Here is a 23938-nt window from a genome sequence, read left to right on the forward strand (position 1 = left end):
GTGCGTAGGCTGGGATAACAACAAACTTTTAGTATAGCGCAATTACTCTCAATGTAAATGTTCAATTTACTCTGATTTTTTAGTCATGCACACATGCAATGGGTGAGTGGTTATCTGGAACAATCCTTATCCCTGTAGTCGTTGAGGGCGTAAGCTTAAGCGGCACAGCAACTCATAACTAATCGTACCTGCATGAGTAGCGACTTCATCGACACGTGGCGCATTACCCCATAGTATTACTTTGCTATTTAATGCAGTGCCCTCTGGTACGTTGCTAACATCAATGACAATCATATCCATTGCTACTCGCCCAATCACAGTACATGGATAGCTTTGATGGTTGATGGTATCAATGACAGTAACGTAAGTCTTATCGGCAATCACACGTGGATAGCCATCACCATAGCCGACACTCACCAGTGCGGTTCTGGTATCTTGTTGTGCCAGCCAGCGACTACCATAACCGATTCCCTCACCTGCATTGACAGTTTGCAGTGCAATAATTTGAGCACTAAATTCCATGGCTGCTTGCAAGTCTAGCTCATACGCACTTTGGTCAATGACAGGTGTACTGCCATATAGCATGATGCCTGGGCGTACCCAATCATGATGATGTGTGGGGAAATTAACAATACCAGCAGAATTGCATAATGAGCCTTGAACATCTGCGCTGACGGTTTCTTGCAAAGTGCTAAGCATGTCATTAAAACGCTGGATTTGCATGGCATTTAATGGATGCGTCTGGTCGTCAGCGTTGGCAAAGTGGGTGGTCAAAATCAGCTGGTAGCCTGCTTCATGTAAACGCTGAGCCGCGACAATAACGCCATCGGCATTAAAGCCCAAGCGGTTCATACCTGTATTGTATTTTAGCCAAACGACACGAGTTGCGCAATGAACAGGTGGCGTATGCTCTAACGCCCATGTCAATTGCGGCGCATGATGAATCACGCAACTGATATCGTGCTCAATAGCTTGTCGCCATTCATCGACAGTAAATGCTCCTTCAATCAGAGCAATCGTTTTGTCCCAGCCCAACTGCCTTGCTTCCAGCGCCTCTATCAAGGTTGCTACACCAACCCCATTGGCTTGTTGCAGCGCTGGCAAGACAGCAGCAACCCCATGTCCATAGGCATTGGCTTTTACCATAGCAAGGACTTTGGTTTCTGGTGCAAATTTTTTAACTTGATTAAGATTATGAGTAATGGCGGCAGGTTTAATAGTGATTGTGCGCATAATCGTCTTCTTTTTTAGCAAAGTTATGAGGTGGTAAATTTATAAAGCCAGTGATTCACCAATCAAGCTGATGAATCACTGGCTATTGTTACGAGCAATTGTTACGAGCAATTTTTATGAATAATTATCTGTCAGTTTTATTATTCGTCATTCTCGAAACTGACGTTTTGATAGTATTCTGGAGTCAAATTGATAAAGCGGGTAAATTGCCCTTCAAAACCTAAACGTATGGTGCCGATAGGACCATTACGCTGTTTACCAATGATAATTTCAGCCACCCCTTTATGGTCTGTATTCTCATTATAAACCTCATCACGATAGATGAACATAATCAAATCGGCATCCTGCTCAATCGCACCAGATTCACGCAGATCTGACATAATAGGGCGTTTGTTAGGGCGATTTTCTAGGCTACGGTTAAGCTGCGATAAGGCGATAACCGGACATTCAAGCTCACGTGCCAGCGCTTTTAAGCTCCGAGAAATCTCAGAGATCTCTCCAACACGGTTACCATCTAGACCTGGTACTTTCATTAATTGTAGGTAATCGACAATGATAGCGCCAAGCTTGCCATCATGGTTTTTGGCAATACGGCGACAGCGTGAGCGCAGCTCAGATGGTGGCAGGGCAGTACTGTCATCAATATATAGATGCTTTGACTGCAAATGCTGAATGGCGTTCATCATTTTTGCCCATTCATCTTCGTTCATTTGCCCAGAACGCAGGTGCGTCTGATTGATGGCGCCCCACGATGACAGCAAGCGCATCACGATAGATTCTGCGGGCATCTCCATCGAAAATACCACCACGGGCAAATCTTCATTAAATAAAATCCCTTCTGCTAAGTTCATGGCAAAGGTGGTTTTACCCATCGATGGACGGGCAGCCACAATGACTAAATCGCCTGCTTGCAAGCCTTGGGTTTTATTATTGAGCTCAACAAATGGTGTTTGTAAGCCAATCATGCCATCTGGGTTTGATTTAAGTTCTTGGATTTTATCAAGGACATTGGTCAATACGGCGGTAATACCTACAGGTCCACGCTGCTCAGCACGTTTGTTATGTTGCTCATTGATACTAAATATTTTTGCTTCTACGTTGTCCAAAATATCGCTGACGGTTTGGTCTTTGGGGTTGTAGGCTAGGGTCAACATATCATTACCGGTGGTAATGAGCTGACGTAGCGTAGACAGCTCACGCACGCGCTGGGCGTAAGCGGTCAGGTTAAATAAGGTGGCAGGGCTTTGGCTCAAAATATCTGCCAAATAACTGTCACCACCTGCGCTTTTGAGCAGTTTTTGTGCCTCTAACCAATCGTGCACCATGACGGTATCATAAGGCTCATTGACGGCGGCTAAATGAGCAATGGCATCAAAAATATACTGGTGTCGTCCAGCATAAAAATCGTCTTTGGTGACAATATCTGCAATTTTGTCATATGCCTCTTCGATACTCATCAAAGACGCTAGCAATGCCTTTTCAATATCGATATTGTGCGGCGGTGTTTGATTGAGTAAGTCGTCGGTTTTTTCAGTATCTGCCATGAGTGCCTAATATTTCAAAAGTCGGTATAGATGGATATTTGGTATAAGTATTTATTTTAGTCATGATACAGCAAAGCAAACGCAATGCACTTCGACGATATAGTCGGTGAAAAGTAATATCGATACAACACGTACTACTGGTGCAAATTTTTCTTGCTTGCTGTGCCTACGCAGACAGAGGCTGCAAAAAATTTACACCAGCAATACGGTAGCGATTTTAAAGTATTTCGACGATAGCAGTACCAAAACGTCGTCTCACGCCTGCCAGTAAATGCTACAATCAAAAGCGAAAGTTTAACACATTATGCGGTTTTTTCGGCTCATATAAGTAATTATCTATAAAAATGCACGCTTCTATGAAATGAAATTCATGACATTTAATACCGCTTTAAATGCGCTCGTTTATCATAAAAAATATAATAAAATCAGGTTCTTAATATAATAATAGGATATTATTGCTATGCAAAAAAAATTACCACTATTAATCACGACTGGTGAACCTGCGGGCATCGGTATGGACATCGTGCTGCTGCTAGCGGCAGAGGGTAAGTTACAAGATTTTGATCGTCCAGTTTGGGTCACTGCTGATGCGACTGCCATGCAAAAACGCGCCGATGAGCTCATTGCTGCGGGCATACTCGAAATCTGCCCACCTTGGAAAACGCTCAATGCAAATGATGCAACTATAATAGAAGAAGATTTTTTAAATCAAATGTCACAGCAGAATATTAACGGTGGCACGGTTAATGATGACAATGCTTTTATCTTATTCAATATACCTTGTGCTGCGCCCGTAGTTTGCGGAAAAGTCGATACCAATAACTCATCAATGGTCGCACAGCAATTGCAAATTGCGCATAAACTGGCAATCAACAAAACAGTCGCCGCTATCGTCACCGGACCATTGCAAAAATCAGCATTGATAGATGCCGATATTAAGTTGCTAGATGGCACTATGTTTAGTGGTCATACTGAGTTTTTTATGCAGCAAAGTGGCTGTGATAAAGTGGTCATGATGCTCGCTAACCAAGCCATGAAAGTCGCGCTTGTGACCACTCATTTAGCATTAAAAGATATCCCTGCTGCCATCACCGCCGATAACGTACGTCAAACGGTACAAATTGTCATCGATGATATGCGCGAGAAATTTGGCTTGACCCAGCCCCGTATTTTGGTCTGTGGTCTCAATCCACATGCAGGCGAGGGTGGGCATTTAGGGACTGAAGAGATTGAGATTATCAATCCAGTACTACAATGTTTTATTAATGCTGGGATAGATATATCAGAGGCGATGCCGGCGGACACTTTGTTTACGCCAAGACATTTAGCCAACTGCGATGCAGTGATTGCCATGTATCATGACCAAGGATTGCCCGTGCTCAAATCGCATGGCTTTGGGGATACGGTCAATCTTACCTTAGGACTGCCTTATATTCGCACCTCGGTCGATCACGGTACGGCGCTTGATTTAGCAGGACGCGGCGGTGCCAGTGCAACCAGCCTATACCAAGCACTCATCATGGCAAATGAGATGGCGAATAAATCACTCGTAAATTAATCTGCGCCTTTCATATCTATGATGGTTATTGATCGTGTTTATCAAAAATACAGCGCCATTATGAGCTGTGGTATAATTCGATGTAATAGCGTCAGCAGGGTAATACTAATACTGCCATTGCTGCCAATACCTTATCGACCATTTCTTTTTTATCTATTAAGAATTTTTTATGTCCAAAATTTCGTTTGATGCTCAATCCATTTCTAACAGCCTACGTGCTGCAAAACACCAACCGCGTAAACGCTTTGGTCAAAATTTCTTACATGACCGTAGTGTTATCCGTGAGATTGTTGAGAGCATTCGCTTAGAGCGCGATGATAATTTGATTGAGATTGGACCAGGGATGGGCGCACTAACTGAGCCATTGTTGGCAGAAGTAGATGCGATGACTGTAGTCGAGCTGGATCGTGATTTGGCAGATAGCTTGCGTATTCGTATCGGTGCCAACAGTCACCCAAACTTCACCATTATCAAAGACAATGCCATGCATGTGGATTATCGGGAGCTGTATAGCGAGGAGCGCGGCAAGTTACGCGTGGTGGGTAATCTACCGTATAACATTTCTACGCCTATCTTATTTCATTTGCTCAGCTATGCCGATGTGATTGAAGACATGCATTTTATGCTGCAAAAAGAAGTGGTCGAGCGTATTACCGCTGACGTTGGTAGTAAAACTTACGGTCGCCTATCTGTCATTATGCAGTATCACTGCCATACGGATTATCTACTAACCGTACCGCGCGGTGCTTTTAATCCACCGCCAAAAGTGACCAGTGCTGTTTTTCGTCTGACCCCGCATATCATTAAGCCAGTCGTGGCAGAAGATGAAGAGTATTTTGCATTGGTAGTGCGCGAAACCTTTAATCATCGCCGTAAAACATTGCGCGCTATCTTTAAAAAATCAACGCTATTGCCGACGTTGAGCGAAGACGATTTTGCGGCTTGCGCCATCGACCCACAAGCCCGCCCTGAAACCTTAAATGTGAAAGATTTCGTGAATTTGAGCAATCAGGCGCGTACTATACCGGTATAACGTATAACAGGCATAAAAACGGTGAGCAGGTGCTGTTCTCATTGTTTAAATAAGTGATGGTCATTGGATGGTTAAAAAGCATCAGCCAAAATCATTACCTAACCGTTATTTAAAAAATATTGTGTAAAAATTATTGAGGGTTTATGAGTTTCCGTCATCAGTATGTCATCGGTGATTTGCAAGGCTGTTATGCTGCGTATCTTCAGCTACTTGAAACATTGGATTTTGATCCTGCGCAAGATAAATTATGGTTTGCCGGTGACTTAGTGGCACGTGGCGAGGACTCGTTGAATACGCTGCGTCATGTCAAAGCCTTGTGCGAGCAAGGGGCAGCAGCGACAGTACTTGGCAATCATGATATCAACTTGCTTGCGGTATGGCGTGGCGCGGCAAGCATTAAGAAAAAAGATAAAACGGCACCGATTTTTTCTGCTGATGATTGTGATGATTTGCTGGAGTGGCTACGCCATCAGCCGTTATTGGCTTATCCTGATAAGCATACGGTGCTGGTGCATGCCGGTATCCCGCCGCACTGGAGTATTGAAGACGCCGAAAATTATGCACGGCAGTTAGAGTCACAGTTGCGCGGTCATTTAAAACAGCTTGATAGATTGTTGCCAAATCTCTATAGCAAGACGGCAGATGAGTGGCATGCAGACATTCATGGGTTCACTAAAATGCGTGCGATTGCCAATTATTTTACTCGTATGCGCTTATGTCAGCAGGATGGGTTGCTTGAGTTTAGTTTTACCGCAGGATTAGATGAGCGCATGCCAGAGAATTTTCTGCCTTGGTTTGAATGGCAAGTGCCGCGCACGCGTAAGGTGTTATTTGGCCATTGGGCAGCACTCAAAGGTGAGATTGATTTGCCTTATGCTCGCGCACTTGATGGCGGCTGTGTTTGGGGCAATCATCTGCTTGCCTATCGCTTGAGTGATGGCAAAACCATCACGTCAAGTGCGCAGTGCTTGCCAATACCCTCTTAGATTTTTAGTGATTCCAAAAACCAGTCAAGCCATCAAATTAACCCATTAACTGGGTAGATTTGGTGGTTTTTTTGGTTTAGGCAGTGGTGTTTTGGCGTCGCCCGCAACTTTGGTATTAGGGTGGCTATCATTGCTAATAGGATCAGATGGCGTCTGATTATTCTCATCAAACGCTGCAGGCGTCTTATCATATTGAATATCCTGACTATAAGGGACACTACTGAGTGCTTCCTCTGTCAGACCATCATCAAGCTCAATGGTTTTATTCATGGTTGGTTTATTGACAGTAGTATGAGTCTCGCGGCTGTTTAGCTCAGGACTCAGCTGATGCTCTGCTGAAGGATTAGTATAATGTATATCGGTTGCCGCCTGCTGGTCTTCTGTCTTTTTTTGCAAGGCTTTTGGTAGCACTTTGACATCAGATAAACGCCGTACCACATAGTTTTTGGGAAGTGGCTGATTGCTATTTTGTGGTGCCGTATCATCAAAAATCATCTGACCTTGGCTATCAATGCGCGCATACTTCATCGGTTTGTCACGTGGCCAAAAAAAGTCTGAAGGATGAGCCATTAAGTGGCTGAAGAGTTGTTTGGTTAAGCGACTCCAATCGACGAATTTCACCTCTTTTGAGCGTAATGCGACAAATAATGCCAATGAGAAACTGACGATCAAGTTGACCATACCAATAAGTAAAACGCCAAAGACAGAAAGCAGCACCACTTGCCACTCTAGCTGATTAGACGATATATTAAATAAGCCATGAGCCAAGTTCGCTGAGGCAAATGCAATATGGCGAATATCAATCGGTAAGCCAAATAAGAAACCAATCGTTGCGGTACTTCCTAAGAATACCCCAAATATAAAGTTGCCCATGATAGCGCCGAGATTGGCTTCTATAAAGCCGCTTAAACGTTGCAGCCATGTTTTGGGTAATAAATACTGTAATAGCTTATGACGCTGGATACGGGCACCTATTTGGTTGTAAACCGCCAAATTGTCATAGTAGCCAGCAATCAGACCTGATAAGAATAAATACACCCCAGCAATGGCAGCATGTGGCAAAGCCAGCGAGCGAAAAGGGTCAAGATCATGAAGTAGCTGGGCGGCCTTATCGGTATCAATCATCGGTGCACCGGTATATTGTAACCAGGCAAAAGAAATAATAAGGGCGACTGGTATTGCTATCATAATATTACCTATGATAGCAATAAATTGGGTGCGTAAAATATCGACCACCAATTCAGATAGCTTATTTAACTGATGTGATTTTTTGCCTGAGCTGTCTGATATGGTTGAGGCGATAGCTGCCGCTGTCATGGCAGGCTGCTTGGTAGCAACTGTACCATGGACGATGTGGATAAAAACGAAGCCTAAACCATAAATCATACTATTTACAAAGGCACGGCCCATCGGTGCGAGGGCTAGGTGGTACGCCAATATCTTAGTCGTCGCCATAAAAGCAATGATAAAACCACCGATAGAGGCTTTTTTAAACATATCCTGATAACCGGATTTATCGGTACTAATATAATGTTCACCGACGCGGCTGGCGTTTTCAGTGACTTTACGCGATAGCAGCTTGGTATTATTATCAATCAAATAACCAATACTATAACGGTGACTGGCAGTCGTAATTAACGCTTGAATCAACTCAATTATTGCTCGATCGCGCTTATCGTAGTTGTTTGCTACCAGCTCAGTCAATATACGCATACGCTGCAAGCTTTGATCCAAGCGTAGCATCATGTTGGTTAAGCGAATAGAGATACCGGTTTTGTAAATGCGTTTGCGTATGGTGGCAACGATGTCTTCGCATTGTTCAATCATGACCAATAAAGGCGCTGGATCCACGGCTTTTTCGGGAATGATATCAGTTAAGGTGTCAAGCTCATGGGCTTCTCGGTACTGATTGACGTACAAGACCGCTTCTTGATTTTGTGCGACAAATGACGCTGAATAATTCAGCATTTGCGGGTAAGATTCCATCAAGTCTGGATGCAAGCCAATGCCGCTGATACGATACGATAAAATAATAATCGCGTTCAAAATGCTGTTTTTTGCCGTCGCCACTAAGTTTAAATGTTGCTCATTTACTTTGAGTAGCCCGACCAGCTCATCCCATTTTTCTTTTTCAATATTAGCAAGCCAGCGCTCATCAGAGCGTTTATCAAATAGATAACCGACCAATTCTACGACAGAATCTTCTTGTGGCAGCAGTGGCAAAAACCGATGACCAACCAGACGGCGCAAACTGTAAAAGAAACCCTGATCTGACATAATGCCGGTATCAGTATAAAGAGCGATTTGTCGATATTCAATAATAAGTTTTAAGACGAAGCTTGACAGCCCATCGCCATATTCTGGATACTGACGTAAAACATCAATCAGGTCTTGAATATTCTGATTGGCTAAAGCGGGCTCTTTATCGCTGACTCGTAGCTCATCGATTAAGCGCTTAAGTACCGCGGGATCTGGCACATCACTTAAGGCAGTAATCTGTTGTAAAATGTGTTTTATCTCTGACACATTGTATCCCTTATGGTGGTTATTTCGATCATTGTTATTATTCAGTATGTGCAACGATATCTTTGTTTCTAGTAATGGTATGTATCACTGTTGCGATATATACCATCATTAATTTATAGTGTAATAATTTATAAATTTTAGGATATTTTTATTAGGTTTAATGCGCTTGGTTTTGCGTTATTTTAATCGTAACGGCGCATCAGTAGTCAATTATTTTGTTGTGTTGATTGTTGTGTTGATTGTTGTGTTGATATCTTAGACATAAAAAAAGGACAGTAGCGTAACTGTCCTTTTTATCATAGTGCGGTAGGGCTTACTTTATTATAAAAGTAAAAAATTAGCTAGCAGGTACATCAAAGTAATTAAGGTCAAAGTTCATCATCGGGTCACTACCCGCTCTAACCATCTGAGCATGAGCATCGATACGTGGCAAGATACGGCCAACGAAATAATCGGCAAGCTTGGCTTTGTTGGTGTAAAAATCACCTTCTTTACCGTTAGCCGCTTCGACCATTAATGCAAACATGTACGAGTAGGCGAGGTAACCAAAAGCGTGCATGTAGTCAACAGCACAGCCGTTAATTTCATTCTTACGCTCGCCAATGTTATTTAGCACCGTTGTGGTTAGCGCTTCGATAGTATCTGCAGCATTTAATGTTGCTTGCTTGATACTATGATCTGCCTGCATATTACTGACAAAATCACGAATCTCACCTAAGAAATGGGTGACGTATTTGCCATTGTTACGCGCCACTTTGCGACCCAGTAGATCAAGTGCTTGAATGCCATTGGTGCCTTCATAAATTTGCGCAATACGTGTATCACGAACGATTTGCTCCATACCCCACTCACGGATATAGCCATGACCACCGAATACTTGCTGACAATCAACAGTCGCTTCTAGCGCTTTGTCGGTCAAGAATGCTTTAGCAACGGGTGTCAGTAGTGCAACGCGAGCAGTTGCGGCTTGAGCCGCTTCAGGATCGGTACTAAACTTCTCTGCATCAAGGTTTTTGGCAACGTACATTGCAAAGCAACGTGAGGCTTCAGTATTGGCTTTGGCATTCAATAGCATACGGCGTACATCTGCATGATGAATGATCGCATCAGCAGGCTTTTCTGGGCTTTGGACTTGAGTGTCGCTACGACCTTGACCACGGTCGTTGGCATATAGCGCCGCATTCTGATAAGCAAGCTCAGAACCACCTAAACCTTGTAGACCCATGGTTACACGCTCATAGTTCATCATAATGAACATTGAAGACAAACCAGTGTTTTCTGCACCAACCATCCAGCCTTTGGCGCTGTCAAAGTTCATCACACAAGTGGCAGATGCTTTGATGCCCATTTTGTGCTCGATAGAGCCAACTGCCAAAGTATTGCGCTCGCCTAAGCTACCATCTTCATTGACCAAGAACTTTGGTACCACAAATAGTGAGATACCTTTTGAACCTTCTGGTGCATTCGGAGTTTTTGCCAATACCAAATGAATGATGTTGTCAGTGAGGTCATGCTCACCGCCGGTGATAAAGATTTTGGTACCAGAGATATCATAGCTACCGTCATCATTAGGGATAGCTTTGGTTTTGATGATGCCCAAGTCAGTACCAGCATGTGGCTCTGTCAAACACATAGTACCAGCCCATTCGCCGTTGTACATTTTTTCTAAGTAAGTTTGCTTTTGCTCTTCAGAAGCAGCCGCGTTTAGGCAAAGTGTCGCACCAACTGTTAGATTAGGGTAGAGTGCGAATGATTGGTTGGCGGTAAAAACCATCTCTTCAGTCAGCATGGTGACCATTTTTGGGAAGCCTTGACCGCCATATTCAGCGTTACCGCTTAAGCCGACCCAGCCAGATTCAGCATACTGCTTATAAGCTTCTTTAAAGCCAGTTGGAGTCGTAACAACGCCATCACCTTGGAAGGTTGCGCCTTCTTCATCACCGCTACGGTTGATAGGTAACAAAACGTTTTTTGTCAGTTTTGCCATTTCTTCCAAAATCATATCGACCGTTTCCATGTCGACATGAGCGAGATTTTCGTTGTTTTGCCAAAATTCATGGGCTTTAAATACGTCAGTTAAAATAAAGCGCATGTCGCGAAGAGGGGCATTATAAACAGCCATAAACATTCCTTTGGTTTAAATAAATAAAAGTGAGTTGGACAAATTTACAAGAGATCTTTTGAGTTGGGCTTAAGTATTTATTATTAAAGTCTAGCAAATTAGTGTGTGAACAGGTGTATTTGTTCGTGAATTATGCGTACACCAAAAGTATTTATTATTTTATTTAAAAAATGGCTATAGTCGGTGAAAAGTAATATCGATACAACACGTACTACTGGTGCAAATTTTTCTTGCTTGCTGTGCCTACGCAGACAGAGGCTGCAAAAAATTTACACCAGCAATACGGTAGCGACTTTAAAGTATTTCAACTATATATCAGCTTCTAAGTGATTATAAATAAGTGATTATAAATAAGTGATTATAAATAAGTGATTATAAATAAAATCGGCAACACACCTGGGTATGTTGCCGATAGAAGATGCCTTATTTAGCGTAGCAAAAAATGATCGATCAATCATTTTTGGTGTTAATCAAAATGCAAATTGATCAACATCCATGCTCATATATGGCTCAACACCTGTGCTAATACGTTGTACGTGAGTGGTCGTACGTGGCAACAGTTTGGCAAAATAGAATTGTGCTGTTTTGATTTTGGCATCATAGAATGCCTGCTCGCTGCTACCATTAGCGATTTTGGTTTGCGCTACTAGTGCCATGCGTGCCCATAGGTAAGCCAACGTCACATAGCCGCTAAAATACATGTAATCAACTGCCGCGCCGCCAACTGCATCTGGGTTTTCAGTCGCTTGCATGCCTATACGTGCGGTCAAATCGCCCCATTCTTTTAAGTGCTTGGCAAGTGGGCGAATAAATTGACCCATCTCATCATTGTCTTTGTTATCATCACAGAATGCTTGAATGATTTTGACGAAGTTTGTAAGCAATTTACCTTGTGAGCCCAAGACTTTACGACCGAGTAAATCAAGCGCTTGAATTTCAGTGGTACCTTCGTATAAGCAAGCAATGCGGGTATCACGGACGTTTTGCTCCATGCCCCATTCGCTGATAAAGCCGTGACCACCATAAACCTGTACACCATGATTAGCCGCTTCTAGACCGGTTTCAGTCAAAAAGGCTTTAGCAATCGGTGTTAGTAGTGATAGCATTTGGTCAGCAAATTTCAGCTCATCGCCTTCGCCTTTTGCAACAGTATCCGCAAAGTGTGAGAGGTAATAAACTAAGGCACGACCACCTTCTGCAAAGGCTTTTTCAGTCAACAGCATATTACGCACGGCGGGATGCACAATAATAGGATCAGCCGCTTTTTCTGGCGCTTTAGCACCTGACAATGACCGCATGGCTAGACGGTCTTTGGCATACATTAATGAGCCTTGAAAAGCATATTCAGCAGCGGTTAAGCCTTGAACCGCTGTACCGATACGGGCTACGTTCATAAAGGTAAACATGCATTGTAGACCACGGTTTTCAGGACCAATTAAGTAACCTGTCGCGCCATCGAAATTCATGACACAAGTTGCTGAGGCTTTGATGCCCATTTTGTGTTCGATAGAACCACAAACGACATTGTTTTTTTCGCCTAGGCTGTTGTCTTCATTGACCATGATTTTAGGCACGATGAATAAAGAGATGCCTTTGGTGCCAGCAGGCGCACCTGGTAGACGAGCTAAACAGATATGGATAATGTTGTCAGTTAAATCGTGCTCACCAGCTGAAATAAAGATTTTTTGACCGGTAATGCTATAACTGCCATCAGTATTTGGTTCTGCTTTGGTACGGATAATACCCAAATCAGAGCCGGCATGGGCTTCAGTCAAACACATGGTGCCTGACCATTCGCCGCTTACCATTTTTTCTAGGTAAGTTTGTTTTTGCTCGTCCGTACCATGATGCTCAATGGTTTGGATAGCGCCGTGCGATAAACCGGGATACATAGAAAATGACCAGTTCGCTGTACCAACCATTTCATTGATGACCGTCGATAACGAGACCGGCATGTTTTGACCACCGAATGCTTCTTCAGCAGATAAAGCTGGGAAGCCAAGCTCACAATATTGCTTATAGGCTTCTTTAAAGCCCTTTGGCGTAGTTACTTGACCGTTATCAAATTGACAGCCTTCAGCATCACCGCTTTGGTTCAATGGTGACAGCTCATTTTCAGCAAAGCTTGCGGCCATCTCAAACAGACTGTCCATCAACTCGCGATCTGCTTCTTGGAACGCTGGCAAGGTTTTATAGTGGTTTTCGCTATCAAGTAACTCATGCATCACGAATTGGATATCACGTAAGGGTGCTTTGTATTGCATAACTTCCTGTCCTTTTTTAGTGTATGACCGACAGCGATGGTACGACTGTGTTTTTTAAGTCTGAGTTGCTAGTATCTTGCTGGCATGGAATGTGTCTGCATTATTAACAAACAACGATACCGATCATATGAAATAACATCGAGAAGAGAATTAAGACTGTTTCTGTAAACTCTTGGTAAAAGATAGGCGTTCACTAGCAAATATACAAGTTTGGTGACAAGACTGATAAGTCATCAACCTGTCTTGCATCCTATGTGCAATATAGCCTACGCGTTAAGGGTATTTATCGATTGGTTCATCTTCTGATAAGAATTCAGCCGCGTATACGCCAAGCGGACGTCCTAGCAACAAGGCTTCTGTATAACTGATCATGCGCTCATAGGTTGCATTGACCGATAAATAATACAAATGTGCATCTATAGTCGGTCCTAAATAAAAGAAATACAAATGTTATAGAGTACTACTGGGGTTAATTTTTCTTGCTTGCTGTGCCTACGCAGACAGAGGCTGCGAATAATTAACCCCAGTAGTTCTGCACCCTTTTAAAAGTGTATTAACTATAAGATAAAGATTGCGTCTTCATATTGTTCGCAGAGTTTGACCAATAATTGCTGTTTGTCCGCCAGTGGCATCGGTGTGAAAGCAGTCATCACTGAACCCATAAAATGGAAGTACCTCGATTAAGAGAGTTTTTCGTGTTGACAATTAGCGCTTTTACACTGCTACTAAGGTTTATTGCATGGCAATAGCGCCTGCAATGTTGCCAAGGCGACCACTGGTGCGGTTTCTGTTCGTAACACCCTTGCGCCAATTTGCCAAGGCTCAAACCCGACACTTTGTGCCTGCTTGCATTCCTCATCACTTAATCCGCCCTCAGGACCAATCAATAACTCAATATAAGGGGCTGGCTGCTGCAATGTTGTCAATAGCGAATCAGGCATAGCAGGTTGTCCTGCCGCTGGTACACTAAGCTGTAGACGCAAATCAGCGGGTTGCTGTAATACTTGATAATAAGTATCCTGACTAAGGGTGGTGACCATAGGGCTGACGGCCGCTTCCATTTCTACAGGCGTGGTCGTTGTGACAGGCTTAAGCCAATCGTTAATGGCAATAGGAGCAAGAATAAGAGGCGGGCGATTGAGTCCACATTGCTCACAAGCGGCAATCGCGACCTGCTGCCAATGCGCCAGTTTTTTCTCCACTTGGGTAGGTTTTAGATTGACCTCGCCATGATGACTGCTTAGCAACTGAATGGCAGTGACCCCAAGCTCAGTGGATTTTTGAATCGCGTAATCCATTCGCTCGCCGCGACTCATCACCAGTCCGATTTTGGTAAATGTCGCTGCACTACGATCATCATGTGTATGAGCAAGCAGGGTCACAGTAGCGTGTTTTTTACTGATGGCTAGTAGCTGTACCTGATACTCACCGCCGAAGCCATCAAACAAAATACCTTGGTCACCAATATTGGCACGTAATACACGGCACCAGTGATGGACAATGCTCTCTGTTAATTCGACACTATCACCGATAGATAAGCTGCTGAGCTGAGGGTAAGTGGTCTCTGATGGGTTGCTATGATCATTAACAGCATAAAAAAAACGTCGCACAGTGGCTTAGTCCTATAGTTTAATAATATTATTTTGCAACATATTAGCAGAATATTGTTGACATGGGTAAGGGATAGTTAAGGATGCTTATGTTGTCGTTTATATTTTTTAATGATTATATTGTGGCACTGATATGTTTACTTTGATAATCAAAGATATTACAGCGCCCATCATTTGAAATTTAATAAAAATTTTAGCAACAAAAAAACTGGCGCTCCTAAGAACGCCAGTTATTCAATTATCTATAGAAACATCGCTTACGTGACAAGCATTATGCAAGGCCTAGCGCTTCGATCAAGCGCTTGTTCGGCTCAACCTTATTCATGCTATAAAAATGTATGGCAGGTACGCCCTCAGCGATTAAACGCTCACACAGACGATAGACCACATCAAAGCCAAATTCACGAATCGCCTTGCTATCATCACCAAAATCAGCCAACTGCTTGCGCACATAACGCGGGATATCAGCGCCACAGCTATCAGCAAAACGCATCAGATTGCTAGAGTTGGTGATGGGCATAATGCCAGCAACCAAAGGTTGAGCAACCGTATCGATACCGCGTTTTTCTAAGCTATCACGCAGATACAAATAGCTGTCCGCGTTGTAGAAAAACTGGGTAATTGAAGAATTTGCGCCAGCTTGGTATTTATTGACCAAGTTGTCGACATCAAGCTTAAAGCTACGCGCTTGTGGATGCATCTCAGGATAGGCGGCTACTTCAATATGGAAGTGATCGCCCGAATGCTCACGGATGAACTTTACTAAGTCTAAAGCAAATGGCAGCTCGCCCATGCCGACTTGACCTGATGGCAAGTCACCACGAAGCGCAACAAGGCGCTTAATACCTAGACTCTTATAAAGATCGAGCAATTCCGCGATTTCTGCTTTGTCATCACCGATACAAGACATATGCGGTGCAATATCAGTATCACCACGTGCACATAAGGCATGGACGATATCTAAAGTGCGGCTACGAGTTGAGCCGCCCGCACCGTAAGTCACCGAAAAATACGCAGGGGATAGCTTATTCAACTCATCATAAGTGCTGAGTAGCTTTTCATGTCCTTGCTCGGTTTTGGCCGGGAAGAACTCAAAGGAGAAAGCAGGCTTAGTCACAGTCTGGCTCCTTTTAGTATTTATAAGCGTCAGGCTTAAATGGACCTTCGATAGGCACACCCAAATACTCAGCTTGTTTTTCAGTCAGCTTCGTTAATGTACCGTTAAAGCCTGCAACCATCGCAGCAGCCACTTCTTCGTCTAGTTTTTTCGGTAAGACTTTGACGTATAAGTTGTCAGTGCGCTTATCCGCTGGCAAGTCAGCGAATTTGTCTTCGAACAGATACATCTGTGCCAATACTTGGTTGGCAAATGAGCCGTCCATCACGCGTGATGGGTGACCAGTGGCGTTACCTAGGTTTACTAAGCGACCTTCAGCAAGCAAAATCAAATAGTCGTTTTCATCATCTGAGCGGAAAATTTGATGGACTTGTGGCTTAATCTCAACCCAGCGCCAGTTGTCACGCATAAACTGCGTGTCGATTTCAGTGTCAAAGTGACCAATGTTACAAACGACCGCGCCAGGTTTCAAGGCTGCAAGCATATGTCTATCACAAACATGGTAGTTACCGGTGGTGGTAACAATCATATCCGTATCTTCGAGCAGACGAGTATTGATGTTTTCTGCGCCGCCGGTGTTGTCGCCATTGATATAAGGTGATAATACTTCAAAGCCGTCCATACATGCCTGCATGGCACAGATAGGATCAACTTCTGAAACACGGACAATCATGCCTTCTTGACGCAAGCTTTGCGTAGAGCCTTTGCCCACATCACCGTAACCGATAACTAAAGCGCGACGACCAGCAAGGAACATGTCGGTTGCACGTTTGATGGCGTCATTTAAGCTATGACGGCAGCCGTATTTGTTGTCATTTTTAGACTTAGTAACTGCGTCGTTGACGTTGATGGCTGGTACTTTAAGCGTGCCTTTATTCAACATCTCAACTAAGCGATGCACGCCTGTTGTGGTTTCTTCTGAGATACCATGGATATTATCAAGCAGCTCTGCATAATCATTATGAATCAAAGCAGTCAAATCACCGCCGTCATCCAAAATTAAGTTAGTATCCCAAAGCTGACCTGACTCTTCGCCACCAACATGTACTTGTTGACGTAAGCACCACTCATATTCCTCTTCTGTTTCGCCTTTCCAAGCATAAACAGAGATACCAGCAGCAGCAATCGCCGCAGCAGCATGGTCTTGAGTTGAAAAGATATTACATGATGTCCAGCGTACTTCAGCACCTAGCGCGACGAGTGTCTCGATAAGGACAGCAGTCTGGATGGTCATGTGGATACAGCCAGCGATTTTGGCGCCTTTAAGCGGTTGGTCGGCTTCATAGCGACGACGCAAACCCATAAGGGCAGGCATTTCGGCTTCAGCAAGGGTGATTTCACGGCGGCCGTAATCAGCAAGGCTGATGTCGGCGACTTTATAGTCAGTGAAAGAGGGATCGATCGTATGGGCAGATGGGGTGTTAGACACTGCGTCCATAATATGCTCCTATCAGTGGTTAATTTATGATAAAAAGAATAAAAACGCAGGTGTCGTTATTTGCGCTGCTAATGACCAAAGTATGGGAATTAACAGTTACCGAGCCTAACATAAAGACTGATTAGCGTGGCTTTTAAGCCTATTTGCAAGATCAGATATTATGGCGCAACACCTCTCGGAGGGTCATTATTGTAATAGATGACGTGTAATTTGTCACCTATTGACTGATATAAATAGTAAGTGGACAAGTCATAAAAAAAGGCCATCGATTGATGACCTTTACTATTAGTAATATAACCTTCAAATACTGCTAAATAAACTTAGAACCAGTTATAGGTTAGTGAGGTAAAGAAGTTGGTGCCGTCAGTAGCATATTCTGTACCGAACTGATTAGACAAAGTATAGTTTTCATCAGTGAGATTATCGACACGTAAGTTAGCGCGAAGATTGGGTGTAATGTAAGCGCTGCCACTCAAATTAACTAAAGTGTAGTCATCTAACTTGGTTTGATTGCTCACGTCAGAGAATCTACTATCAGTATGTTTAGCTTCGAGGCGCACATCAAAGGTAGGTTGCTGATAACCGATATAAATTAAACCGCTATTTTGAGGACGATATACAAGGTCGTTATTATAATTAGCGCTATTGGCTGTTTTGTCTTTGGCATCTAAATAGTCATAACCTAAACCAAATAGAAACGAATTAACACGCCAGTCTGATATAAGGCTTAACCCTTTGATTTTTGCCTCACCAGTATTGGTATTACCGCCAATCAAATCCTCTACATCAGTATGATAGCCAGTAAGGCGTGAAATTTGATTTCCTTTATTGTACTCTACGAATAGTTCAGTATTTTTACTGGTTTCAGGCTTCAAATCTGGGTTGCTATAACCAGGATAGTATAGATCATTAAAGGTTGGAGCGCGAAAGCCTGTCGCATAGCTAGCGCCGATTCGTACACCATCCAATGGACGTACAGCAGCGCCTATATTATAAGTACTTTCGTTACCATATTGGGAATTATCATCAACACGGTAATTGGCTTGCAAGTCATAATAAGATTCTGATAGTTGATAGCCAACGAAAGCACTTTTGACCGTTCTGTCATCAGGGTTATAAGCAGTTTGAACGGCAGGGTTAGGGTAACCCGAAAAATCTAAAACATCTGATGCATCTAGTTTTTGGGATAACCATTCTGCACCGATAGTCACCGTACCCGGTTGCGCATTAATTTGACTTTCTAAACGCGCTTGCTCTTGGGTGGTATCAAACTGGCTACCTTGTTGATAATTAATAGAGTTATTATCATGTGACGTGAGTCTGTCGATACTTTGACCATAGCTGAACTTAGTGACAGTCAATGGCGTTTGATGTTGAATAAAGGCATTGGCACTGCCATTTTTTTGATCTGAATAGGCATTTGGAAACAGAGTACCTGCAGAGTCAATATCAGTTGTAGAGTCAGAATATAAGGCACTTAGCCCTGCACTTAAAGAGTCTGAAAGCTTATGCTGCAAGCCTAAACTAGCATTGGTAGATTCAAAGCCATCATCATCAGCATTATAATCGGAAGAACTGCTATCGGCAATCGCGTTAAAACCGTCTGTTTTGTTGCGACTGACGCCCAAGCTTAATGACGAAGTATCGTTTTTAAGCTGACCTGTGACGCCTACTTGGTAGTGATTATTACTTCCGTAACCAACGCTAGTCGAAATATTAGATTGCTCTACAATATTGCCCTTGGTAAAGATTTGAATAACACCGCCCATAGCGTCAGAACCATAAATACTAGACCCTGAAGCACCGTATAGAATTTCAATGCGATCAATTTGGTCAGCCGGTAATAAATTTAATGAAGACGTTCCTGCAGAAATAGAGCTATAGCGGATACCATCTATTAGTACAAGGACTTGCTTGCTGTCATAGCCACGCATATAAAAATTGCTAATCGTTCCCATACCACCACTTTGAGCAATATTGATACCAGGCTGATTCTTTAATACATCAGTGACTGTCTGACCTTGATAACGCTGCAATTCTTCGCTATCAATCACACGAGTCTGAGCAATCACATTACTCGTCTTAGTCGGTGTACGCGTCGCGGTCACGACGATTTTATCAAGCTCAACTTGTGGTAGATCGCTATCACTAACAATATTGACGTCAGTAGCGGCGTTAGCGCTCATAGCAAATGCGCCAAATGCGCTTAAAATACACAACCGAAGATAGGTGGTTGAAGATGAACGTGATAAAACCATGTTGAATTCCAAATTAATCAAATAAAGAAGTTACAGAAGCGAAATCTGAGAAGGTAAAAATTACAAAAAGTAATAAATAGACTACATGGCGCTATTATCTATAAAAGCGCCGCATTTATAAACCACTTTCACCTAATGTTTATTCATTATAGGATGAATATTATTCACTATCAGCTATCTTCAATTGTTTTAAGTAATGGACAGGCTATTTATAATTTTTTTGTTCACTAGTGATATTCTTTATCATCATAATTGTTATTATAGGGCAGATTTTCCCCGTTTTTCGTTATGCGATTCATAAAGCCATGAGGTTTGTTTTGTTTATTAAGCGTCGTCTGAGTACTACTGCCGTGCCATCTTTATCGATGTCATTGATGAAATTACCATTAATCGTGATGACTCTACTTGTCGCTATGGCACTCAGTGTCATCTCGCAGCCTAGTGCGTTGGCAGCTGAGGCGAGCATACTGGGTGTGGGTGGTACTAAAACTGAGGAAGGGGATGGCACATCGATACCTGATTCATTCGGACGCGATACGCCTCGACATACCGTTCAAGGATTTATTGCAGCATTGGGTGAAAATGATTATCTGCTCGCCAGTAACTATCTCAATCTATCTAAAGCTGATAATCCAACCACTGTCGTCCGTCAGTTTAAGCAAGCACTCGATGCAGGTGGTCGTTTTCAGGCTGATTTGCAGATTAATAACACGCCTGAAGGCAATTTAACCGATCAACTACCGCCAAGCCAAGAAAATGTCGGTGTCATCAAAGTCAGTGATACAAGCATTCCTTTGCTACTTGAAAGAGTGGTGTCGCAAGAAGGCGAGCAATACTGGCAGTTTTCTACTGATACGCTCAGCTCAATACCAGAGGCAATAGAGAACTATAAGCCGACTTTGGTTTCTCGTTATACCATTGATTCACTAGAAGGTAAAAAGCTCTTTGGTTATCAGTTGGCTGATTTGGTTGCAGCTTTGGCGATAACTGTCAGTAGTTTTTTATTCACCTACATCGTCGTATGGCTACTGTATCATTTATTGGAAATCACTTACCCTCGTGTCCGTGATGTGCCGCTGCCATTGCCAGATAAAGTTATATTGCCGCTAGCGGTGGTGATTATGGCGCTGATTTTGTCTGAGGTGATGGTTTATGCTGGGGTGTCAGTGACCCTGCGCGAGCCGGTCAACCGCTTCGCTGAGATTGCTTCGTGGGTGGCAATAACGTGGTTGTTATTACGCATTATCGATGCCTTATTTACCCGTGCAGTGAATTTAAGCTATAAGAAAAACTATACTGAACGGGTCTCGATTTTGGGACTATTACGCAAAGTCGTCAAAGCGCTATTATTGATATTTGCAGTCATCGTCACTTTCGGTAACTTGGGCTTTGACTTAACGACTGGTATTGCTGCATTAGGGGTAGGGGGTTTAGCCTTAGCATTAGGTGCGCAAAAGACCATCGAAAACTTAGTCGGCAGTGTGGTAGTGGTGGCAGATTCGCCTGTGCGTATCGGTGACTATTGTAAATTTGGTACGTATGAGGGCACCGTCATCGATATTGGTATTCGCTCATCGCGCGTGCGTACCTTGACCCGTACTATCGTCACGGTACCTAACGGTGATTTTTCATCAATGCAAATTGAAAACTTTACCTCACGTGACATGTTTCGCTTTTTACATCAACTATATATCAAGCGTACCGCTGATATTAATGTTGTGTTTAAGATGGTAAAACACTTGGATGAGTTTTTGGATAAGCATGAATTGACCAATCAAGAATGGAATCAAGTCAATATCTTAGAGTTGCGTCAAGATAGTTATATTATTCAGCTACAAGCCTATATCAATGCCACTGGTATCATCGAATTCTATGAAAAACAAGACCGGTTATTCGTTGATTTGTTAATGCAAGTTAGGCAATATGATGTAGAGCATGCTTTGCCAACACAGCAGCTGATTGTCAAGCAACCAGAGCTTCAGGCTCAATTAGAAAATGAAAATGAAGAAGGCGAGACCGTTGATCATAAAGATGACAAAAAAATTGCTACTGATAACAAGTCAAAAGTCGTTCATTTAAACAAAGATAGTGATGCTGTTGATACGGAAAATGAAAATAAGCAGCCAGAGCCTGAACCAAAAAGGGATTTGTTAGACAGTAGATATAAAGCTATTCATAAAAGCAGCGGTCATACGTTAGCTCGATTAAAATTCAAACAGGTAAAAAATAGCTTTAGATTCCCAAGAGCAAAAAAGTAATATCGATACAACACGTACTACTGGTGCAAATTTTTCTTGCTTGCTGTGCCTACGCAGACAGAGGCTGCAAAAAATTTACACCAGCAATACGGTAGCGACTTTAAAGTATTTCAACGATAGTTATTAAACACATTGACGATTTTTTGACATAAAAAAGGACTGCTTATTGGCAGTCCTCTTATGGTTTATACTAAAACTTATTCGGCATCAGTTTTGGTTTTTTTTAGTAGGACCAATACCGCGCCATTGCCACCATCTTTTGGCGGGGCTGAGCAAAATGCCAGCACTTCTGGCAATTGACGTAACCAACCGTTGATGCAGGTTTTTAGAATCGCTTCACTGCCTTTACCGTGGACAATTTTTACTGACGTTTCATTGTTTTGCTTTGCTTGACTCAGTAGCTGAGTCATCGCCACACGCGCTTCTTCGATAGTGCAGCCATGAATATCTACGGCATCATACCAACGCAATTTACCTTGTTTTAACTGGGTGAAAATCTTGTTTTGTAGCGTAGGGTTTTTATAAGATAAGTAGGCTTCGCCCGCAACAGGGTTCAATAAAGCCTGCATATCTGATAAACCTGCGCCCAAGTCACTCGCTTCACCACCTTGAGCTGCTGCACGTTTAGACAGTGTCGCTGCATCAGGCTTTTTGGCTTTTGCTGCATTGGCCGGTGAGCGCACGTTTTTATCATCGAGCTGATTGACGCCATGCATCGCTTGCATAAACAATACTTTATCATCGTCGATATGTTCAGAGTCCATCTGCTTGACGGTTCTTTTGACTTGCTTTTGAGTCAATAGCGACACAGGTTCAGTCGGCTTACCATCGTCGCCATCAGGTGACACAGTATCACGACCTTTACTCAATTGACCTTTCAGCTCTTTAAGTTGGTCTTGCATTTCTTTTGAAAATAGAGAGTTTGACATAATAGTTAACGTATCGTTGGTTAGTGAATAAATGATTAATTGAATGAGTGCTAAAGGCAATCAAGGCGATTGCTACTGTCATGCTGATTTTGTTTAAACTATCTTATTTACTTTACGCCTGTGCTGCGACGCTCGCAAGTAAGGATTGTAATGCTTGTCCGGGATGATCGGTCTTCATAAATTGCTCACCGATTAAAAAATGCTGGATATTATGGCTTAACATCATACGGATATCATTACTGCTATGGATGCCACTCTCAGTCACAATAAGCGGACGTTGTAGACTGTCATTGGGATTGGCAGAAAATGCATCATCAATGGCAAGCTCGCGTAATAGGGCGTTCTTTAAATCAAGTGTCGTCTGCAAATCCACATCAAAGGTATTTAAATCACGGTTATTGATACCGTAGATGTTGTGCTCTGAATGTGGCAATCGTAGGGCACGCTCAAGCTCTTCTGCCGTATGCACTTCTATCAACACATCCATACCAAGCTCGATGCTTAGCGCATGCAGCTCTTGCACCTGTGCATCATCAAGGCACGCCATAATCAGTAATATACAATCTGCGCCGAGTAGATATGACTGATAAATCTGATAGACATCAATCATAAAGTCTTTACGTAATATCGGTAGGCGACAAGCTTCACGTGCTTGGATCAAATAGCTATCATCACCTTGGAAGTAGTCACGATCAGTCAAAACAGACAGACAGCTTGCGCCTGCTTGCTCATACTGCTTAGCAAATAAGGCAGGAGCAAAGTTGTGATTGATAATACCTTTAGAAGGCGAGGCTTTTTTTATCTCAGCAATAATACCGATATCAGCGCCACGCAGGGCACTAGCAAAACCGCGACGAGGTTGTTTATCCGCTGCGACTTTCTCTTGTAAGTCTTCAAGTGATAACAACTTACGAGCAGCAGCCACTTCGTCATGTTTGGTAGCAACGATACGCTGCAATACTGAAGGAATATTTGAGCGGACTGTCGTATTGGTAGTCATAGCGGTATCCAAATTTGATTAAATATAAAAAAGCAATAATATAGTTGATTCCAAATAAAGTA

Annotated in this window: 15 protein-coding genes; 4 read left to right on the top strand and 11 right to left on the bottom strand. The window is 42.9% G+C overall.

The annotated features are described in order from the left end of the window. Positions 1–126 precede the first annotated feature (126 nt). Together alr and dnaB are read right to left on the bottom strand one after the other, a co-directional pair. Positions 127–1233: an alanine racemase gene (gene alr, locus PSYC_RS04975; RefSeq protein ID WP_011280233.1), complete on the bottom strand. Its 1107-nt coding sequence runs from the start codon at positions 1231–1233 to the stop codon at positions 127–129. A gap of 140 nt (positions 1234–1373) precedes the next feature. Continuing rightward, positions 1374–2777, bottom strand: a complete 1404-nt coding sequence (gene dnaB, locus PSYC_RS04980; RefSeq protein ID WP_011280234.1) for a replicative DNA helicase — start codon at positions 2775–2777, stop codon at positions 1374–1376. A gap of 460 nt (positions 2778–3237) precedes the next feature. Between dnaB and pdxA the strand changes: the two genes are divergently transcribed. The 3 genes from pdxA to PSYC_RS04995 all read left to right on the top strand — a co-directional run bounded on the left by pdxA (position 3238) and on the right by PSYC_RS04995 (position 6354). Beyond that, positions 3238–4335, top strand: a complete 1098-nt coding sequence (gene pdxA, locus PSYC_RS04985) for a 4-hydroxythreonine-4-phosphate dehydrogenase PdxA (protein WP_011280235.1) — start codon at positions 3238–3240, stop codon at positions 4333–4335. Positions 4336–4504: 169 nt separating this feature from the next. Continuing rightward, entirely contained in the window at positions 4505–5368 is an 864-nt protein-coding gene (gene rsmA / locus PSYC_RS04990; protein ID WP_011280236.1) for a 16S rRNA (adenine(1518)-N(6)/adenine(1519)-N(6))-dimethyltransferase RsmA, read from the top strand. 143 nt (positions 5369–5511) lie between these two features. After that, on the top strand, positions 5512–6354 hold the full coding sequence (locus PSYC_RS04995) for a symmetrical bis(5'-nucleosyl)-tetraphosphatase (protein WP_011280237.1): 843 nt from the start codon (positions 5512–5514) through the stop codon (positions 6352–6354). Between the two features lie 45 nt (positions 6355–6399). Here the strand turns inward: PSYC_RS04995 and PSYC_RS05000 are convergent, their stop codons facing one another. From PSYC_RS05000 to PSYC_RS05030, 7 genes are all read right to left on the bottom strand, one after another. Beyond that, positions 6400–8880, bottom strand: coding sequence for a site-specific recombinase (locus PSYC_RS05000; RefSeq protein ID WP_011280238.1), 2481 nt, complete (start codon positions 8878–8880; stop codon positions 6400–6402). 337 nt (positions 8881–9217) lie between these two features. Continuing rightward, entirely contained in the window at positions 9218–11002 is a 1785-nt protein-coding gene (locus PSYC_RS05005) for an acyl-CoA dehydrogenase C-terminal domain-containing protein (RefSeq protein ID WP_011280239.1), read from the bottom strand. A gap of 470 nt (positions 11003–11472) precedes the next feature. Further along, a complete protein-coding gene (locus PSYC_RS05010; protein ID WP_011280240.1) occupies positions 11473–13266 on the bottom strand; it encodes an acyl-CoA dehydrogenase C-terminal domain-containing protein in 1794 nt (597 codons plus the stop codon). Positions 13267–13991: 725 nt separating this feature from the next. After that, on the bottom strand, positions 13992–14876 hold the full coding sequence (locus PSYC_RS05015; RefSeq protein ID WP_011280241.1) for a 16S rRNA (uracil(1498)-N(3))-methyltransferase: 885 nt from the start codon (positions 14874–14876) through the stop codon (positions 13992–13994). Positions 14877–15147: 271 nt separating this feature from the next. Further along, entirely contained in the window at positions 15148–15993 is an 846-nt protein-coding gene (locus PSYC_RS05020; RefSeq protein WP_011280242.1) for a methylenetetrahydrofolate reductase, read from the bottom strand. Between the two features lie 13 nt (positions 15994–16006). Further along, positions 16007–17431: an adenosylhomocysteinase gene (ahcY, locus tag PSYC_RS05025; RefSeq protein ID WP_011280243.1), complete on the bottom strand. Its 1425-nt coding sequence runs from the start codon at positions 17429–17431 to the stop codon at positions 16007–16009. Between the two features lie 320 nt (positions 17432–17751). Next, positions 17752–19617, bottom strand: coding sequence for a TonB-dependent receptor plug domain-containing protein (locus tag PSYC_RS05030; protein ID WP_227500360.1), 1866 nt, complete (start codon positions 19615–19617; stop codon positions 17752–17754). 377 nt (positions 19618–19994) lie between these two features. Here PSYC_RS05030 and PSYC_RS05035 point away from each other — a divergent pair, with 377 nt between their 5' ends. Beyond that, on the top strand, positions 19995–21947 hold the full coding sequence (locus tag PSYC_RS05035; RefSeq protein WP_011280245.1) for a mechanosensitive ion channel family protein: 1953 nt from the start codon (positions 19995–19997) through the stop codon (positions 21945–21947). A 197-nt stretch (positions 21948–22144) separates the two neighbouring features. On the opposite strand, the gene PSYC_RS05040 is transcribed toward PSYC_RS05035, so the two are convergent. After that, on the bottom strand, positions 22145–22876 hold the full coding sequence (locus PSYC_RS05040) for a Smr/MutS family protein (RefSeq protein WP_011280246.1): 732 nt from the start codon (positions 22874–22876) through the stop codon (positions 22145–22147). A gap of 112 nt (positions 22877–22988) precedes the next feature. Further along, the gene (trpC, locus tag PSYC_RS05045; RefSeq protein ID WP_011280247.1) at positions 22989–23876 is read right to left on the bottom strand and encodes an indole-3-glycerol phosphate synthase TrpC; all 888 of its coding nucleotides are present in this window, start codon (positions 23874–23876) and stop codon (positions 22989–22991) included. Positions 23877–23938 lie beyond the last annotated feature (62 nt).

The sequence above is a fragment of the Psychrobacter arcticus 273-4 genome, from assembly GCF_000012305.1.
Taxonomy (GTDB): Bacteria; Pseudomonadota; Gammaproteobacteria; order Pseudomonadales; family Moraxellaceae; genus Psychrobacter; species Psychrobacter arcticus.

Excerpts from the sequence above, each read along its gene's own strand:
- PSYC_RS05040 (WP_011280246.1), bottom strand. The coding sequence starts at position 22,876 with ATGTCAAACTCTCTATTTTCAAAAGAAATGCAAGACCAACTTAAAGAG.
- PSYC_RS05035 (WP_011280245.1), top strand. The coding sequence starts at position 19,995 with ATGAGGTTTGTTTTGTTTATTAAGCGTCGTCTGAGTACTACTGCCGTG.
- pdxA (WP_011280235.1), top strand. The coding sequence starts at position 3,238 with ATGCAAAAAAAATTACCACTATTAATCACGACTGGTGAACCTGCGGGC.
- ahcY (WP_011280243.1), bottom strand. The coding sequence starts at position 17,431 with ATGGACGCAGTGTCTAACACCCCATCTGCCCATACGATCGATCCCTCT.
- rsmA (WP_011280236.1), top strand. The coding sequence starts at position 4,505 with ATGTCCAAAATTTCGTTTGATGCTCAATCCATTTCTAACAGCCTACGT.
- PSYC_RS04995 (WP_011280237.1), top strand. The coding sequence starts at position 5,512 with ATGAGTTTCCGTCATCAGTATGTCATCGGTGATTTGCAAGGCTGTTAT.
- dnaB (WP_011280234.1), bottom strand. The coding sequence starts at position 2,777 with ATGGCAGATACTGAAAAAACCGACGACTTACTCAATCAAACACCGCCG.
- alr (WP_011280233.1), bottom strand. The coding sequence starts at position 1,233 with ATGCGCACAATCACTATTAAACCTGCCGCCATTACTCATAATCTTAAT.
- PSYC_RS05030 (WP_227500360.1), bottom strand. The coding sequence starts at position 19,617 with ATGAGCGCTAACGCCGCTACTGACGTCAATATTGTTAGTGATAGCGAT.
- PSYC_RS05010 (WP_011280240.1), bottom strand. The coding sequence starts at position 13,266 with ATGCAATACAAAGCACCCTTACGTGATATCCAATTCGTGATGCATGAG.
- PSYC_RS05005 (WP_011280239.1), bottom strand. The coding sequence starts at position 11,002 with ATGGCTGTTTATAATGCCCCTCTTCGCGACATGCGCTTTATTTTAACT.
- trpC (WP_011280247.1), bottom strand. The coding sequence starts at position 23,876 with ATGACTACCAATACGACAGTCCGCTCAAATATTCCTTCAGTATTGCAG.